Annotated in this window: 13 protein-coding genes and 1 pseudogene; 12 read left to right on the top strand and 2 right to left on the bottom strand. The window is 69.6% G+C overall.

Translation table 11 applies throughout. From position 1 onward, the window contains the following. Nucleotides 1-697: HEAT repeat domain-containing protein (locus DY245_RS00920; RefSeq protein ID WP_342354157.1), on the bottom strand; the 697-nt coding region annotated here is incomplete at its 3' end. Between the two features lie 396 nt (nucleotides 698-1,093). Here DY245_RS00920 and DY245_RS45630 point away from each other — a divergent pair. The 10 genes and pseudogenes from DY245_RS45630 to pssA all read left to right on the top strand — a co-directional run. Next, nucleotides 1,094-1,734 (top strand): annotated as a pseudogene (locus tag DY245_RS45630) (3-hydroxyacyl-CoA dehydrogenase family protein); the annotation flags it as partial. 1 nt (nucleotide 1,735) lies between these two features. Further along, the coding region (locus DY245_RS00915) for a 3-hydroxyacyl-CoA dehydrogenase family protein (protein WP_244942745.1) at nucleotides 1,736-2,965 on the top strand (1,230 nt) is incomplete at its 5' end. Between the two features lie 136 nt (nucleotides 2,966-3,101). After that, nucleotides 3,102-3,905, top strand: coding sequence for a TetR family transcriptional regulator (locus DY245_RS00910; protein ID WP_181923450.1), 804 nt, complete (start codon nucleotides 3,102-3,104; stop codon nucleotides 3,903-3,905). 565 nt (nucleotides 3,906-4,470) lie between these two features. Continuing rightward, complete coding sequence (ccrA, locus tag DY245_RS00905) at nucleotides 4,471-5,808, top strand: crotonyl-CoA carboxylase/reductase (RefSeq protein ID WP_128502429.1); 1,338 nt, start codon at nucleotides 4,471-4,473, stop codon at nucleotides 5,806-5,808. A 76-nt stretch (nucleotides 5,809-5,884) separates the two neighbouring features. Next, entirely contained in the window at nucleotides 5,885-7,897 is a 2,013-nt protein-coding gene (locus DY245_RS00900) for a protein meaA (RefSeq protein ID WP_128502428.1), read from the top strand. Beyond that, entirely contained in the window at nucleotides 7,894-8,868 is a 975-nt protein-coding gene (locus tag DY245_RS00895) for an HpcH/HpaI aldolase/citrate lyase family protein (protein ID WP_128502427.1), read from the top strand. The genes DY245_RS00900 and DY245_RS00895 overlap by 4 nt, the downstream gene beginning before the upstream one ends. 5 nt (nucleotides 8,869-8,873) lie before the next feature. After that, nucleotides 8,874-9,398 carry a MaoC family dehydratase gene (locus DY245_RS00890; protein ID WP_030079426.1) on the top strand — a complete coding sequence of 175 codons (525 nt, stop codon included), beginning with the start codon at nucleotides 8,874-8,876 and terminating at the stop codon, nucleotides 9,396-9,398. Between the two features lie 2 nt (nucleotides 9,399-9,400). Next, a complete protein-coding gene (locus DY245_RS00885) occupies nucleotides 9,401-10,606 on the top strand; it encodes an acyl-CoA dehydrogenase family protein (protein ID WP_128502426.1) in 1,206 nt (401 codons plus the stop codon). Nucleotides 10,607-10,776: 170 nt separating this feature from the next. After that, nucleotides 10,777-11,424, top strand: a complete 648-nt coding sequence (locus DY245_RS00880) for a phosphatidylserine decarboxylase (RefSeq protein WP_128502425.1) — start codon at nucleotides 10,777-10,779, stop codon at nucleotides 11,422-11,424. After that, nucleotides 11,411-12,271 carry a CDP-diacylglycerol--serine O-phosphatidyltransferase gene (gene pssA / locus DY245_RS00875; protein WP_181923449.1) on the top strand — a complete coding sequence of 287 codons (861 nt, stop codon included), beginning with the start codon at nucleotides 11,411-11,413 and terminating at the stop codon, nucleotides 12,269-12,271. Before DY245_RS00880 ends, pssA begins: the two co-directional genes overlap by 14 nt. A 97-nt stretch (nucleotides 12,272-12,368) precedes the next feature. On the opposite strand, the gene DY245_RS00870 is transcribed toward pssA, so the two are convergent. Then, nucleotides 12,369-13,517: a glycerate kinase gene (locus tag DY245_RS00870; protein ID WP_128502433.1), complete on the bottom strand. Its 1,149-nt coding sequence runs from the start codon at nucleotides 13,515-13,517 to the stop codon at nucleotides 12,369-12,371. Between the two features lie 192 nt (nucleotides 13,518-13,709). Here DY245_RS00870 and DY245_RS00865 point away from each other — a divergent pair, with 192 nt between their 5' ends. Together DY245_RS00865 and DY245_RS00860 are read left to right on the top strand one after the other, a co-directional pair. After that, complete coding sequence (locus DY245_RS00865; protein WP_181923451.1) at nucleotides 13,710-14,198, top strand: NUDIX domain-containing protein; 489 nt, start codon at nucleotides 13,710-13,712, stop codon at nucleotides 14,196-14,198. Nucleotides 14,199-14,515: 317 nt separating this feature from the next. Continuing rightward, on the top strand, nucleotides 14,516-15,586 hold the full coding sequence (locus DY245_RS00860) for a zinc-binding dehydrogenase (protein WP_128502423.1): 1,071 nt from the start codon (nucleotides 14,516-14,518) through the stop codon (nucleotides 15,584-15,586). The last annotated feature ends 124 nt before the right edge of the window (nucleotides 15,587-15,710 follow it).

Genomic DNA, 15,710 nt, shown 5'->3' with positions numbered 1-15,710 from the left:
CCGGGGCGGGGGCCCGGCCGACTCCGCGGGCCGCGTGGCCGTGTGCCCCGGCGTCCGGCCCGTCCGGCGTCTCGGGCCCGGTCGTCGCAGGAACGTCCTCGTGCACTCCCAGCCGCGCCAGTGACGCCGCCGCGGCGGCCGCCAGCCGTGGATGGGCGACGGCGGCGGTGAGGCTGGGGACGGCCCGCCGGTCGCCCAGCGCGCCCAGGCCCTCGACACAGGCGAGCGCCACCCGCCAGTAGGGGTTGTGCGGGGTCAGCAGCCGCTCCAGGGTCGCGATCAGTGCCGGTACGGACTGCGGTGCGCGCAGTTCGGCGAGCAGCCGGACCGGGTGCAGGGCGTAGGCGGTGCGCAGCGGGTTGGTGGCGAGCGCGGCCGCGGCGCGGGCGGTGCGCGGGTCGCCGAGCCGGCCCAGGGCGTGCGCGGCGGTGGCGCAGCGCACCGGGTCGCGGTAGTTCAGCAGCAGTACGAGGGGCTCGAAGGCCCGCTTGTCGCCGGCGCAGCCCAGGATGAAGGCGGCGATCTCCCGGGCCCACAGGGGGCGTTCGACGGCGACCAGCATCCGGGCGAGTTCCTCGCGCCCGGCCGGGGTGTTCTTGCGGGCCAGCCCCAGCAACCGCTCGTAAGCGACCAGATCCTGTGGGGAGCGGAGTTCGGCCCGCACCCGGTCCGTCAACTCGTGGAATTCGTCTTCCATTTGCCGCTTCCCTCCCGCCGGGCCGCCCCGGTTCCTGCGACGTGGTCTGCACCACAGCCTAATGACCCGCGCTACCCCTGGCGCTCTGGTTACCCACCGGTTAACCTGCTGGAACGAGCAGCACCACTGCTCGGGCGGCCTGGTGACGCAGCCGCCACAGAGTGAAGTCGGTTCGGCACCACACAGCACGACACCTGTACGGAGAACACGGCACGGCCCCGGGACAGGGCCCGCCGCAACTCCCCACCGCCGGCGCTGCCAGCAGCGCTGCGGCTCCTCGCGGCTCACCGCCGCGGGTTCTGCCGCCGCGTCTTCGCTGCTCCTCGCGTCCGCGCGGTTACCCCTCAGTCGTCACTTCTCCCCTGCCCTCAGGGGAACACCCTCAGGAGTCTCGCGATGGGCCCTCAGTCCACCCCTGATCTCTCAACCGAAGTCTCCCCTCTGTCCCTTTCGACCGTGGCCGTCGTCGGCCTGGGCACCATGGGCACCGGCATCGCCGAGGTCCTGACCCGCGCCGGCCGCGAGGTCATCGGTATCGACACCGACGAAGCCGCGGCCCGCCATGCCGTCGCCGCCCTCGAAGGCGCCACCGCCCGCGCCGTGCGGCGCGAGCGGATCACCGAGCAGGAGCGGCAGGACATCCTGGCCCGCTTCCGCACCTTCACCGATCTGCAGGCCGCCGCGGACGCCGATCTCGTCATCGAGGTGGTGCCGGAGGACTACGAGCTCAAGCGGCAGGTCTTCGCCGAGCTGGACGCCGTGGTGCGCCCGGACACCATCCTTGCCACCGGCACCAACGCACTGTCCGTGACGCGCCTCGCCGCCGACTCACAGCGCCCCGAGCGGGTGCTCGGCGTGCACTTCTTCAACCCCGCGCCGGCCATGAAGCTGGTCGAGGTGGTCTCCTCGGTGCTCACCGCGCCGACCGCGGTCGCGGCCGTCACCGAGCTGGCCCGCGACCTGGGCAAGGACCCGATCGCCGTCGGTGACCGGCCCGGTTTCGTCGCCGACGGCCTGCTGTTCGGCTATCTGAACCANGACCGGCCCGGTTTCGTCGCCGACGGCCTGCTGTTCGGCTATCTGAACCAGGCCGCCGCGATGTACGAGTCCAAGTACGCGACCCGTGAGGACATCGACGCCGCGATGCGGCTCGGCTGCGGCCTGCCCATGGGCCCGCTCGCGCTGCTCGACCTGATCGGCGTGGACACCGCCCGTACGGTCCTGGAGGCGATGTACGCCGAGTCGAACGACCGGCTGCACGCCCCCGCGCCGATCCTGGGCCAGCTGGCCGAGGCGGGGCTGACCGGCCGCAAGGCGGGCCGCGGCTTCTACACGTACGACGCCCCTGGCAGCGCCACGGTGGTGCCGGACGCAAAGAGCCCGGCGGCCGCCGACGGGACCGCCGCCGGCCGTACCGTCACCGGCGTCGGCGTGGCCGGTTCCGGGACGATGGCGAGCGGGATCGCCGAGGTCTTCGCCAAGGCGGGCTACAAGGTCGTGCTGGCCGCCCGGAGCCTGGAGAAGGCGGAGCTGGCCAAGGCCAGGATCGCCAAGTCGCTGGGGCGCTCCGTGGACAAGGGCCGGCTGACGGCCGAGGCCCGGGATGCCGCGCTGGCGGCGATCACCCCGGCCGGGTCGCTGGACGCGTTCGCGGACGTGGACCTGGCGGTCGAGGCGGTGGCCGAGGACCTGGCGGTCAAGCAGGAGCTCTTCAAGACGCTGGACAAGGTCTGCAAGCCGGGCGCCGTCCTGGCCACCACGACCTCCTCGCTGCCGGTCGTGGCCTGCGCCCGCGCCACCTCGCGCCCGCAGGACGTCATCGGCATGCACTTCTTCAACCCGGCACCCGCCATGAAGCTGGTGGAGATCGTCCGTACGGTCCTGACGGCCGACGATGCGCACGCCACGGTGCGGGCGGTGTGCGCCAAGGTCCGCAAGCACCCGGTGGACTGCGGCGACCGGGCCGGTTTCATCGTGAATGCGCTGCTGTTCCCTTACCTGAACAACGCGATCAAGATGGTCGACGAGCACTACGCGACCCTGGACGACATCGACGCCGCCATGAAGCTCGGCGGCGGCTACCCGATGGGCCCGTTCGAACTCCTCGATGTCGTCGGCCTGGATGTCTCGCTGGCCATCGAGAAGGTGCTGCACGCCGAGTTCCGCGACCCCGGGCTGGCCCCGTCGCCGCTGCTGGAGCACCTCGTCGCGGCGGGCTGCCTCGGCCGCAAGACGGGCCGCGGCTTCCGTGAGTACGCCCGGCGCTGACGCGTGGTGGCGCCCCCGCCCGACCGGGGGAGGCTGGGGTGGACTGCTGGAACCCGACGGCGGTCCACCCCCGCTGACAAGGGCGGAGGCGGCACCTCATGCCGCAGGCCGGGTAAATATGCAGTACCGTCCCCACATGTCCCAGCCCGCTCGCCCGCAGCCGTCCGACGCCCCCGACACCAGCACTCCCGGCACCCGCCGGGCGGCCGCGCAACGACTCAAAATGCGCCGCGAATTGTCTTCTGCGGCCATGGAGTTGTTCGCGACCAAGGGCTACGAGGCGACGACGGTCGACGAGATCGCGGCCGCGGCGGGCGTCGCCCGGCGCACCTTCTTTCGCCACTTCCGCTCCAAGGAAGAGGCGATCTTCCCCGACCACGACGACACCCTGGTCCGCGCCGAGGCCGTCCTGGACGCCGCCCCGCCGCACGAGAACCCTCTCGACACGGTGTGCCGCGGCATCAAGGAGGTCATGCGGATGTATGCGGCCTCCCCCGCCGTATCGGTGGCCCGCTACCGGCTGACCCGCGAGGTACCCACCCTGCGCGAGGCCGAGATCGCCTCGGTGGCCCGCTACGAGCGGCTGTTCACCCGCTATCTCCTGGGCCACTTCGACGAGGGCGCCCACCGCGAGGGCGACGACGACCCGCTGCTCGCCGAGGTCGCCGCGTCCGCCGTCGTCACCGCGCACAACCACGTGCTGCGGCGCTGGCTGCGGGCCGGCGCGGAGGGCGATGTCGAGGCCCAGCTCGACCACGCGTTCGAGATCGTCCGGGAGACCTTCGGTGCCGGCATCGGCGCGGGCCGCACGGACACCGGGGAGCGCCCCCCGGCGGCCGTCTCGCGGGAGGGCGAGGTGCTGGTCGCGGTGGCCCGCACGGACGCGCCGCTGGACGAGGTCATGCGCACCATCCGCAAGGCGATCAAAGACCGGAAGTGAACCGCTGACCGACTGACCGACCCGGCTCGCTCGTACCGCCCACGCCGACGTGGCGGACGTGAGCGAGCCGGACCGGCTCCGGCCGCACCCCGGCGCCGACCGGGCCGCGACACGGATGGCCTAATCCGATCCCCGCGTACGCTGCGTACACGGGGATTTTCCCTGTGTCACCTCCAGGCCTCCCATCGGGGCATCTGTTGCTCATGCGTGCCCCCTGGATGACATCTGAGAGAAATTGTTGGCACTCAGTGTCTTGCTGCATGGCACGCGGTGTCATACGTTGAAGGTGTCCGGGCGGCCGGCGTGCAGAGAACCAACGCGCGCCGGCTGTCCCACCAGCCATACGTGGCTGTCCGCCCGGACGCCTGCGTCACAGGCAACCTCCCAGCTACGGCTGGGCTCCGCGCTCACCCAGCGCTGCCAGGCTCCGCGGCCGACGGCTCTGCGACAACAGCAGAGGCGGCGGAAACGGAGCCACCCCGGCCGAACCGACGGCACCACCTCCGCACCACCCCCGACGTTCCCTCAAGCCGTTTCCCTCAACGCGCTTCGCCGGAGGCACACCGTGAACGAAATCCTGGACGCAATCCTTGCGCCTGACAGCACCCGCGACGACTTCGCCGCGCTGCCCATACCCGAGTCCTACCGCGCGGTGACCGTGCACAAGGACGAGGCCGAGATGTTCGCCGGCCTCACCACCAAGGAGAAGGACCCCCGCAAGTCGCTGCACATCGAGGACGTGCCGGTGCCCGAGCTCGGGCCCGGTGAGGCGCTGGTGGCCGTGATGGCCTCCTCCGTGAACTACAACTCCGTGTGGACCTCGATCTTCGAGCCGATGTCCACGTTCGGATTCCTGGAGCGCTACGGCAAGCTCTCCCCGCTCACCAAGCGCCACGACCTGCCGTACCACGTCATCGGCTCCGACCTGGCCGGCGTGGTGCTGCGCACCGGGCCCGGCGTCAACGCCTGGGGCCCCGGCGACGAGGTCGTCGCGCACTGTCTGTCCGTCGAGCTGGAGTCCTCCGACGGCCACAACGACACCATGCTCGACCCCGAGCAGCGCATCTGGGGCTTCGAGACCAACTTCGGCGGTCTGGCCGAGATCGCGCTGGTCAAGTCCAACCAGCTGATGCCCAAGCCCAAGCATCTGAGCTGGGAGGAGGCGGCGGCGCCCGGCCTGGTCAACTCGACCGCGTACCGCCAGCTGGTGTCCCGCAACGGCGCCGGGATGAAGCAGGGCGACAACGTCCTGATCTGGGGCGCGAGCGGCGGCCTCGGCTCGTACGCCACCCAGTTCGCGCTGGCCGGAGGCGCCAACCCGATCTGTGTGGTCTCCTCCGACCAGAAGGCGGAGATCTGCCGGAAGATGGGCGCCGAGGCGATCATCGACCGCAACGCCGAGGACTACCGGTTCTGGAAGGACGAGCACCACCAGGACCCCAAGGAGTGGAAGCGCTTCGGCAAGCGCATCCGCGAGCTCACCGGCGGCGAGGACGTGGACATCGTCTTCGAGCACCCGGGCCGGGAGACGTTCGGCGCGTCCGTGTACGTGACCCGCAAGGGCGGCACCATCGTCACCTGCGCCTCGACCTCGGGCTACAACCACGAGTACGACAACCGCTACCTGTGGATGTCACTGAAGCGGATCGTCGGCTCGCACTTCGCCAACTACCGCGAGGCGTGGGAGGCCAACCGCCTGATCGCCAAGGGGAAGATCCACCCGACCCTGTCGCGGACCTACACCCTGGAAGAGACCGGGCAGGCGGCGTACGACGTGCACCGCAATCTGCACCAGGGCAAGGTCGGCGTGCTGGCGCTGGCGCCCGAGGAGGGCATGGGCGTGCGCGACGAGGAGATGCGCGCCAAGCACCTCGACGCCATCAACCTGTTCCGTAACGCATAGGCGGAGCGGGCCCACAGGCACAGTCGGAACGTCTGAGGCACTGCAGACGTTTGAAACACGAAGATGCGAGCCTGATATGACAGAGCGTCAGAAGGATCGTCCGTGGCTGATGCGGACATACGCCGGGCACTCCACCGCCGAGGCGTCCAACGAGCTGTACCGGCGCAACCTCGCCAAGGGGCAGACCGGCCTGTCGGTCGCGTTCGACCTCCCGACGCAGACCGGTTACGACCCCGACCACGTCCTCGCCCGCGGCGAGGTCGGCCGGGTCGGGGTCCCGGTGTCCCATCTCGGTGATATGCGGCGGCTGTTCCAGGACATCCCGCTGGACCAGATGAACACCTCGATGACCATCAACGCGACCGCCATGTGGCTGCTCGCGATGTACCAGGTGGTCGCCGAGGAGCAGGGCGCCGACATCACCCAGCTGTCGGGCACGACACAGAACGACATCGTGAAGGAGTATCTGTCGCGCGGGACGCATGTCTTCCCGCCGGGACCGAGCCTGCGGCTGACCACCGACATGATCACGTACACGGTGGCCAACATCCCCAAGTGGAACCCGATCAACATCTGCAGCTACCACCTGCAGGAGGCCGGGGCCACACCGGTCCAGGAGATCGCGTACGCCATGTCCACCGCGATCGCGGTGCTGGACGCGGTGCGCGACTCCGGGCAGGTGCCGCCGGAGAAGTTCGGCGATGTCGTCGCCCGTATCTCGTTCTTCGTGAACGCCGGCGTCCGGTTCATCGAGGAGATGTGCAAGATGCGCGCCTTCGGCCGCATCTGGGACAAGATCACGCAGGAGCGCTACGGCATCGAGAACCCCAAGCAGCGGCGCTTCCGGTACGGCGTGCAGGTCAACTCCCTCGGTCTGACCGAGGCGCAGCCGGAGAACAACGTCCAGCGGATCGTGCTGGAGATGCTGGCCGTCACGCTCTCCAAGGACGCCCGCGCCCGCGCCGTCCAACTCCCCGCCTGGAACGAGGCGTTGGGGCTGCCGCGGCCCTGGGACCAGCAGTGGTCGCTGCGTATCCAGCAGGTCCTGGCGCACGAGAGCGATCTGCTGGAGTACGAGGACATCTTCGCCGGTTCGCATGTCATCGAGGCCAAGGTGGAAGCCCTGGTCACCGACTGCCTGGCCGAGATCGAGCGGATCCAGGAGATGGGCGGCGCGATGGCCGCGGTGGAGTCCGGCTATCTCAAGTCGCAGCTGGTCTCCGCGCACGCCGAGCGGCGGGCCCGGATCGAGGCCGGCGAGGAGAAGATCGTCGGCGTCAACTGCTTCGAGGGCACCGAGCCCAACCCGCTCACCGCGGACCTCGACACGGCCATCATGACCGTCGACCCGGCCAACGAGGCACGTGTCGTCCAGGCACTGCACGAATGGCGGGACAACCGCGACGAGGGGCGCGCCCAGGAGTCGCTGTCGGTGCTGAAGAAGACCGCGGCGGGCGACGGCAACCTCTTCGCGGCCACCCTGGAGTGCGCGCGCGCCGGTGTGACGACCGGTGAGTGGGCCTGGGCACTGCGGGATGTCTTCGGCGAGTTCCGGGCGCCCACGGGCGTCTCCAGTGCTCCGCTGGCGGTCGCCGCCGAGGAGGGCAGCCCGCTCGCCGCGGTCCGCGAGAAGGTCGCCAAGACCGCGGCCGAGCTCGGCAGCGGCAAGCTGCGGCTGCTGGTCGGCAAGCCCGGCCTGGACGGGCACAGCAACGGCGCCGAGCAGATCGCCGTACGGGCCAGGGATGCCGGCTTCGAGGTGATCTACCAGGGCATCCGGCTGACCCCGGAGCAGATCGTCTCGGCGGCGGTCGCCGAGGACGTGCACTGCGTGGGTCTGTCGATCCTGTCCGGCTCGCACGCCGAGCTGGTGCCGGACGTCCTGGCCCGGCTGCGCCGCACCGGCGTCGACGACATGCCCGTCATCGTCGGCGGAATCATTCCGTCCGCCGATGCGACCGCGCTCCGGGAGGCCGGAGTGGCGGCCGTGTTCACCCCCAAGGACTTCGGTATTACGGAGATCATCGGCCGTATCGTCGACGAGATCCGGAAAGCGAACCAGCTCGACCCTCTGGAGGTCCCTGCATGACCCAGGCCCACCCCACGGTGAATCGCCTGCGCCCGCGGCGCTCCTGCCTGGCCGTCCCCGGCAGCAACCCGCGTTTTCTGGAGAAGGCCCAGGGCCTCCCGGCCGACCAGGTCTTCCTGGACCTGGAGGACGCCTGCGCGCCGCTCGCCAAGGAAGGCGCCCGGCATCACATCGTCGACGCGCTGAACGGCGGCGACTGGACCGGCAAGACCCGGGTCGTGCGGGTCAACGACTGGACGACCCACTGGACGTACCGGGACGTCATCACGGTCGTCGAGGGCGCGGGCCCCAACCTCGACTGCATCATGCTGCCGAAGGTCCAGGACGCCCAGCAGGTCGTGGCGCTGGACCTGCTGCTGACGCAGATCGAGAAGACCATGGGCTTCGAGGTCGGCAGGATCGGCATCGAGGCGCAGATCGAGAACGCCAAGGGCCTGGTGAACGTCGATGAGATCGCCGGCGCCTCGCCGCGCCTGGAGACCATCATCTTCGGCCCGGCCGACTTCATGGCGTCCATCAACATGAAGTCCCTGGTGGTCGGCGAGCAGCCGCCCGGCTATGGCGCGGATGCCTATCACTACATTCTGATGCGCATTCTGATGGCGGCCCGCACCTACGATCTGCAGGCCATCGACGGCCCGTACCTTCAGATCAAGAATGTTGACGGCTATCGCGAGGTCGCCGGCCGCGCCGCCGCCCTCGGCTTCGACGGCAAGTGGGTGCTGCACCCGGGTCAGGTCGAGGCCGCCAACGAGGTGTTCTCCCCCTCCCAGGAGGACTACGACCACGCCGAGCTGATCCTGGACGCCTACGAGTGGTGCACCTCGGAGGCCGGCGGCAAGAAGGGTTCGGCGATGCTCGGCGACGAAATGATCGACGAGGCGAGCCGGAAGATGGCGCTGGTCATCGCCGGCAAGGGCCGGGCCGCCGGCATGACCCGTACATCCAAGTTCGAGGCCCCGGAGGCTTAAGCGCGATGCAGTTCGGCCGTACCTACGAAGAGTTCACCGTCGGCGATGTCTACAAGCACTGGCCGGGGAAAACCGTCACGGAATACGACGACCACCTCTTCTGTCTGCTCACGATGAATCATCACCCGCTGCACATGGACAGCAACTACGCGGAGCAGACCACCGACTTCGGAAAGAATGTCGTCGTCGGTAACTACATCTACTCGCTGCTGCTGGGCATGTCGGTGCCCGATGTCTCCGGAAAGGCCATCGCCAATCTGGAAATCGAGTCGCTGAAGCATGTGGCGCCGACCTTCCACGGCGACACGCTCTACGGCGAGACGACGGTGCTGGACAAGACGCCGTCCCGCTCGAAGACGGACCGCGGCATCGTGCACGTCGAGACCAAGGGCTACAAGCAGGACGGCACCCTGGTCTGCGTCTTCCGGCGCAAGGTCATGGTCCCCACGGCCACCTACATCAAGGAGCGCGGCGGCGAGCAGCCCGGCCGCCCGGAGCTGCAGGCCCCTCCGGCCAAGAAGGAGAAGTAGTCATGACCCGTCTCGCGCAGACCGAGGGCCTGACCGACATTCAGCGGGAAATCCTCTCCACCGTCCGTGACTTCGTGGACAAGGAGATCCTGCCGGTCGCCACGGAGCTGGAACACCGCGACGAATACCCGGCGCAGATCGTCGAGGGCCTCAAGGAACTCGGCGTGTTCGGCCTGATGATTCCCGAGGAGTACGGCGGCCTGGGTGAGTCTCTTCTCACGTACGCGCTGACCGTCGAGGAGATCGCCCGCGGCTGGATGAGCGTCTCGGGCATCATCAACACCCACTTCATCGTGGCGTACATGCTCAAGCAGCACGGCACGCAGGAACAGAAGGACTATTTCCTGCCGAAGATGGCGGCCGGTGAAATCCGGGGCGCCTTCTCGATGTCGGAGCCGGCGCTGGGATCCGACGTTTCGGCCATCTCCTCCAAGGGCGTGCGGGACGGCGACGATTACGTCCTCAACGGCCAGAAGATGTGGCTCACCAACGGTGGCACCTCCACGCTCGTCGCAGTGCTGTGCCGTACGGACGAGGGCCACCCGGAGGGCACCGCTCCGCACAAGTCGATGACGACCTTCCTGGTGGAGAAGGAGGCCGGCTTCGGTGAGGTGCGGCCCGGCCTGACCATCCCGGGCAAGATCGACAAGATGGGCTACAAGGGCGTCGACACCACCGAACTGATCATGGACGGGCTTCGGATCCCGGCCGATCGGGTGCTCGGCGGCGAGACCGGACGTGGCTTCTATCACATGATGGACGGCGTCGAGGTCGGCCGGGTGAATGTGGCCGCGCGCGGCTGCGGCGTCGCCCAGCGCGCCTTCGAGCTGGGCGTTTCGTATGCACAGCAGCGACACACCTTCGGCAAGCCGATCGCCCAGCACCAGGCCATCCAGTTCAAATTGGCGGAAATGGCAACAAAGGTCGAAGCGGCCCATGCAATGATGGTTAATGCCGCTCGCAAAAAGGACTCGGGCCAGCGAAACGACCTCGAGGCGGGCATGGCGAAGTACCTGGCCTCCGAGTACTGCAAGGAGGTAGTGGAAGACGCGTTCCGCATCCACGGTGGCTACGGCTTCTCCAAGGAGTACGAGATCGAGCGCCTCTACCGCGAGGCCCCGATGCTCCTGATCGGTGAAGGTACCGCCGAGATCCAGAAAATGATCATTGGGCGACGGCTACTCGAGGAGTACCGGATCCAGGGGTGAAAGTCCCGTTTGGACCACTTTGGTCTAGACGAAGATCACACCCCGTCATCGTTCTTCGGCCACGGATTGGCTCTGGCTCTTGGCCAGTTGCCGCTCGCAACCGATAGCATCCCCGGAAAGCCGCCGTCCCCCGTATCCATACGCGGCATCCTCCGCTACGAAGGTCATCCATGCCCCACAGCCAATCCTCTGCACAACGCGGTCGCGTCCGCCTCGCGCGCGGAGCGTCGCCGTGGCTCCTGCCGACCGTTGCCACGGCAGCGGTCAGCCTCGCCCGCTCCCGCCGGTCGGGTCGCTGGGCCGCCGTTGCCGTGCCCACCACCGCTCTGGCGGCGGGCATGCTGTGGTTTTTCCGCGACCCCGAGCGGGAGATCGCTCAGGGTCGTGTCATCTCTCCGGCCGACGGCGTGGTGCAGAGCATCATGCCGTGGAAGGACGGACGTACCCGCGTCGCGATCTTCATGAGCCCGCTGAACGTACACGTCAACCGCGCGCCGCTGGCCGGCACCGTGACGTCCGTGGAGCACATCCCCGGCGGATTCGTTCCGGCGTTCAACAAGGAGAGCGAGAACAACGAGCGGGTTGTCTGGCACTTCGACACCGAGCTCGGCGACATCGAGATGGTGCAGATCGCCGGCGCGGTGGCCCGCCGCATCGTCCCCTACGTGCCCGAGGGCACCAAGGTCGAGCAGGGCGAGCGGATCGGGCTGATCCGCTTCGGGTCGCGCGTCGACATCTACCTCCCGGAGGGCGTCGAGGTGGCGGTCGAGGTCGGCCAGGCGACCACAGCGGGGGTGACTCGCCTTGACCGTGATTGATCCCGAGACACAGGCGGGCTGGGCACCCGAGACCGACGAGGACGAGGACGACATGCCGCTGTCCACGCGGCTGTCAATAGCGGACACCCTCACTCTCGGCAACGCCATCTGCGGCTTCATGGCCGTGTACTTCACCACCACCGGGGTCCTCATCCCGCATCTGACGGGCACCGAGGACGGCGGGATGGCCCGGCACAGTGCGGCGATGGCCGTGATCCTGATGCTGCTCGCATCGGTCTTCGACCTGTTCGACGGCCTGGTGGCGCGCAAGCTGCGAGCCTCGGCGATGGGGGCCGAGCTCGACAACCTCTCCGACCTGATCAGCTTCGGTCTGGCGCCCGCGTACTTCGTCGTGACCTGGGGCATGGTCGCCCAGGACGCGCACCAGCGGGTGTCGGTGGTCGCCGCGGTCGTGGTGCTCCTGGCGGTCGTGCTCCGGCTCGCCCGCTTCTCCTGCGTCACGATCCGTGACGGCATCTTCCAGGGCATGCCGAGCCCCTTCGGCGCCCTGACCGTCGTCGCCATCGTGCTGCTGGAGCTGCCGTTCCTGCCGACGCTGCTGGCGATCATCGGAGTGGCCTGGCTGATGGTGAGCCGGGTCGAGTACCCCAAGCCGCGGGGCCGGCTCGCGGTGGCGATGCTCAGCTGGATCGTGCTCAGCATGGGCATGCTCGCGGCCTGGGCCCTGGACGCCCCCGGCGGCCAGCTGCTGCTGCAGACCGGCTGCTCCCTCCAGGTGGTCCTTGGCGCGATGATCCCGCTGTTCGCGACGGCCCGGAGGGTCAACACCTTCCGCGACAACCGCCGCGAGTCGCGTGCCGAGTCGCGCGCCGCACAGCTCCCCTAGCGGGACCGAGAACCACGCCGAGAGCCCCGAGCGAAGAATTCGCCCGGGGCTCTCGGCATTGTGGTGGGTGCGGCCCGCGGCGGGCCGCACCGCGGCCTCAGACCAGGAAGTCGCGCGCCAGACTCTCCGCCGCCCGCTCCAGCAGCGGGCCCGCCTCGGCCATACAGCGGGCCGGGTCGGGCTCCAGATCCGTCAGGGCGTACGCACGCTGGATCCCGGCCGCACCGAGGGCCTCCTGCGTCAGCTGGAGCCGGCCGCAGACCGCGACCACGTCCAGGCCGGCCGCCCTGGCCGCGGCGGCGACGCCGGCCGGGGCCTTGCCGTGCAGGGTCTGCTCGTCGAGCGAACCCTCGCCGGTGATGACGAACGTGGCCTTGGCCAGCGCCGGGGCGAAGCCCAGGACGTCGAGCATCACGTCGATGCCCGGCCGGAACGCCGCGTCCAGGCCGACCAGCGCGCCATAGCCGACGCCGCCCGCCGCGCCCGCACCGGGCGCCAGGGCGTGCTCGGCGGCCTTGGGGCCCACCGCGCGCTCCAGCACCTCGGCATAGTGCGCCAGGGCGGCGTCCAGCGTGGCGACATCGTCTTCGTCGGCGCCCTTCTGCGGCCCGTAGACCGCCGGGGCGCCCTTCGGGCCCGTGAGCGGGTTGTCGACGTCGCTGGCGAGCACGATCGCGGTCTTGGCCAGCCGGGCGTCCAGGCCGGACAGATCGGCCGTGGCCAGCTCGCGCAGCGGGCCGCCGCCGGGGGCGATCGGCGTACCCTCCGCGTCCAGGAACCGGGCGCCGAGCGCCGCGAGCATGCCCGCGCCGCCGTCGGTCGTGGCGCTGCCGCCGACGCCGAAGACGATCGAGGTCGCACCCGCGTCCAGGGCCGCGAGCAGCAGCTCTCCGGTGCCGTACGTGGTGGCCGTCAGGGGCGCGAAGACGCCTCCGGGGAGGTGCTGGAGCCCGGAGGCCTCCGCCATCTCCACCACCGCGGTGCCTCCCCCAGCTACCGCTGGGGGTGCCCCCACGCGCAGTGCGAAGGTGGCCGTCACCGGTTCGCCGGTGGGGCCGGTGACCCGCGCCTCGTGCCGGGTGAAGCCGGCTGCGAGGGCGGCCGCGACCGTGCCGTCGCCGCCGTCCGCGACCGGGACGGCCGCCACGTCCAGATCGGGAACCACGCGCCGCAGACCGGCCGTGACATGCGCGGCCACCTCGACGGCCGTGAGCGAACCCTTGAATTTGTCCGCGGCGATCAGCACATGTGCTGTGTTTGTCCTTGCTGCGTCCGCCACCGTGTTTCCCCTTGCTTTCGAACTGGCAGTCGCGCCGCTGCGACCTTATCCGGCCGGCGGCCCCGCGAACAGGGCACTTGGGTCCGAAGGGGGCCACACGCACCCTCGCGCGCCCTCGAAGATCCACCGGGCAGGCTCTAGGCTCGCGCCGTGACGACCATGGACTACGCCACGTACATCGCCGGCCTGCCCCGGGTGCTCGCGGGCGCGGGCGCCATCTTCCGTGACGCGGAGGGCCGCATCCTGCTCGTGGAGCCGAACTACCGCGACACCTGGATCCTGCCCGGCGGCACCGTCGAGTCGGACGCCGGTGAATCGCCCCGCCAGGCCGCCCGTCGCGAGACCGCCGAGGAGATCGGCCTGGACATCGAGCTGGGGCCGCTGCTCGCCGTCGACTGGGTACGCGGGGAGAGCCGGCCGCCGCTGGTGTCGTATCTCTACGACGGTGGGGTGCTGGACGCGGACCGGCTCGCCGCGATCCGGCTGCAGGAGGAGGAGCTGCTGTCCTGGCGCCTGGTGCACTGGGAAGAGGCCCAGACGCTGGTGAACCGGGAGATGGCACTGCGCATCGGCGCCGCCCTCAAGGCCCTCGCGGACGGCCGCGGCCCGGCGGAGCTGGAGGACGGCCTGCCGCCGGCCGGAAGCTGACGGTCCGTCGGTGTGCGGCGGGACCCGTCACCGACGCAGGTGGATGCGTGCCGGGTTGGCGTACGTTCTGGGTGCCCAGGGACCGCCGGGTGGTGGGGGCCTGATGCGGCTGCCGCCGATGCCGGCGCGCCGTGTCGGCCGAACGGGCGGAGGATGACGCGGCGCCCATTGCCGGGTCTCCTCTGCGGGAACGGCAATGGCATGAGCCACTCACACGAGTCCGCGGTACGGCACGGATCTCCCCGAGGTCGCCGCATGGACCTGGGCCGGCTGACGCTCTCCTCGCACTCCCCGCATAGAGCGGCAGGTGATCACACGTGAGAGCTTTTGTTCTCCGGAAGGTCGGTGAGGTCGGCGTCATCGAGAAGCCGGTCCCCGAACCCGGCCCCAATGACGCGGTCGTGCGCACCACCGCGGCCATGGTGTGCACAACCGATGTGCACACCATGAGGGGCGCGATTCCGGTCGCTCCGGATGTGACATTGGGGCATGAGGCGGTCGGTGTCGTCCATGCGCTCGGCTCGGCCGTCGAGGGACTGGCAAAAGGCCAGCGCGTCGCGGTGTCCGGGGTCACGCCCTGCTTCCAGTGCGATTCCTGTCAGCGCGGGTTCTCCTCGCAATGCCTCGGGCGGATGCTGGGAGGCGCCAGATTCACCAACCGGCGGGACGGGAACATGGCCCAGTACTTTCTCGTCAACAACGCCCAGGCCAACCTCGCACCGATTCCCGAAGGGCTCTCCGACCACAAGGCGTTGTACGCCACCGACATGCTCTCCACCGGGTTCGTCGCCGCCGAACACGCGGAACTCGCACTGGGCGAAACCGTCGCGATCTTCGCCCAGGGCGCGGTGGGGCTGTCGGCGACGATCGGCTGCCGGCTGCGCGGCGCGGGCCTGATCATCGCCGTCGAGTCGGTTCCCGCCCGTCAGGATCTGGCCCGCCCCTTCGGCGCCGATCTGGTCGTCGACCACACACGGTGCGATCCGGTCGCGCGGATCCTGGAGCTGACGGACGGCCAGGGGGTCGACGCAGCCATCGAGGCGCTCGGCACCCCTCAGACCTGGGAGGCAACCTTTCGGGTCACGAAGCCGGGAGGGCGCATTTCCAACGTCGGGTACCACGGGGAGGTGCCCGAGCCGTTGAAGATCCCCCTGGAGCCATTCGGATACGGCATGTCCGACAAGCAGGTCTACGGCGGGTTCAACCGCGGAGGCCGCGGGTGGCTTCGGCGGATCTTCCGGTTGATGGAGACCGGGAAGGTCGATCCCACGCCCATGACCACGCACGAATTCGGCTTCGACGAGATCGAACGGGCATTCCGGATGATGGCCTCGAAAGAGGGGGGAATCATCAAGCCGCTGATTCACTTCGACGCGGACAGCGCGTAGGCGTGGGGAGCTGCTGCCTTGGTGGACGGTCTGACGCCTTCGGGGGCTGACGGCATGCCGGCGTGAGGCCGGCCGCGGGCCCCGCGAAAACCGTTCCCGCTCCGCAGGGGCCGCGTCCTAGGCT

Source organism: Streptomyces inhibens (assembly GCF_003389455.1).
GTDB classification, from domain to species: domain Bacteria; phylum Actinomycetota; class Actinomycetes; order Streptomycetales; family Streptomycetaceae; genus Streptomyces; species Streptomyces inhibens.
The sequence above is the reverse complement of the archived record's forward strand: the minus strand, read 5'-3'. Positions and strand labels throughout refer to the sequence as shown.

Bases quoted from the DNA above. Each gene is read 5' to 3' on its own strand.
- DY245_RS00890 (WP_030079426.1), top strand. From the start codon at position 8,874: ATGCAGTTCGGCCGTACCTACGAAGAGTTCACCGTCGGCGATGTCTAC.
- DY245_RS00895 (WP_128502427.1), top strand. From the start codon at position 7,894: ATGACCCAGGCCCACCCCACGGTGAATCGCCTGCGCCCGCGGCGCTCC.
- DY245_RS00910 (WP_181923450.1), top strand. From the start codon at position 3,102: ATGTCCCAGCCCGCTCGCCCGCAGCCGTCCGACGCCCCCGACACCAGC.
- DY245_RS00885 (WP_128502426.1), top strand. From the start codon at position 9,401: ATGACCCGTCTCGCGCAGACCGAGGGCCTGACCGACATTCAGCGGGAA.
- DY245_RS00865 (WP_181923451.1), top strand. From the start codon at position 13,710: ATGGACTACGCCACGTACATCGCCGGCCTGCCCCGGGTGCTCGCGGGC.
- DY245_RS00900 (WP_128502428.1), top strand. From the start codon at position 5,885: ATGACAGAGCGTCAGAAGGATCGTCCGTGGCTGATGCGGACATACGCC.
- DY245_RS00880 (WP_128502425.1), top strand. From the start codon at position 10,777: ATGCCCCACAGCCAATCCTCTGCACAACGCGGTCGCGTCCGCCTCGCG.